Origin of the sequence: Streptomyces hyderabadensis (assembly GCF_020404845.1) — a bacterium.
In the GTDB taxonomy this organism is placed as follows: Bacteria; Actinomycetota; Actinomycetes; order Streptomycetales; family Streptomycetaceae; genus Streptomyces; species Streptomyces hyderabadensis.
In genome coordinates, this window is record NZ_JAIOJZ010000138.1 from 1 (window position 1) to 988 (window position 988).

The 988-nt window shown below is 70.0% G+C and carries 1 protein-coding gene; it reads right to left on the reverse strand.

Features of this window, described 5'->3' with window-relative positions; all coding sequences use genetic code 11:
- Positions 1–988 (reverse strand): acyltransferase domain-containing protein (locus K7854_RS37235; protein ID WP_226030980.1); only part of this gene is annotated, 988 nt, incomplete at both ends.

A 988-nucleotide genomic window follows, 5' to 3' on the forward strand; every position in this document is an offset into this window, starting at 1 on the left:
CACCGCATCCGGCCCCAACTCCACCGCCGACACCACACCCCGGCGGCCCAACTCCACCACCGCGTCCGCGAAACGCACCGTCGAACGGACCTGACCCACCCAGTACGCCGGGTCGGTGAGATCGGCGTCGGGCGCGACGGTGGAAGCGATCGACAACCGCGGCTCGCTGTAGGTGAGTTCACGGGCGACCGCCTCGAAGTCGGCCAGCATCGGCTCCATCAGCGGGGAGTGGAAGGCGTGCGAGACCCGCAGACGGCGGGTGCGACGGTCGGCGAACCGCTCCGCCACCGCAAGGACGGCCTTCTCCTCACCCGACAGCACCACCGAACCCGGCGCGTTGACCGCCGCCAACGACACCTCACCGTCCAGGTGCGGTGCGACCTCGTCCTCGGTGGCTTCGACCGCGACCATCGCACCACCCTCAGGCAATGCGTCCATCAACCGGCCCCGCGCCGCCACCAGACGCGCCGCGTCTTCGAGCGACCACACCCCGGCGACATAGGCCGCCGTCAGCTCACCGATCGAATGACCCACCAGCACATCCGGCGAGACACCCCACGACTCCCACAACCGGAACAACGCACTCTCGAACGCGAACAACGCAGCCTGCGTGAACACCGTCCGCTCCAGCAACGCGGCGTCCTCGCCCCACACCACCTCCCGCAACGGACGCTCCAAGTGCCGGTCCAGCTCCGTCACGGCCGCGTCGAACGCCTCCGCGAAGACCGGGAACGAGGTGTACAACTCGCGGCCCATGCCCAGCCGCTGGGCGCCCTGTCCGGAGAACAGGAACGCGGTCCCGCCCGACATGCGCCGCTCGGGAACGACCTTCTCCAGGGCGGCGAGGAGGTCGTCCCTGCTGGTTCCACTGACCGCGACCCGGTACTCCAGCGCCGCCCTCGTCGTCCCCAACGACAGTCCGATGTCCGAGGGGTGCAGCTCGGGCCGGTCGGCCAGGTAGGAGACCAGTCGGCTCACCTGCGCCCGT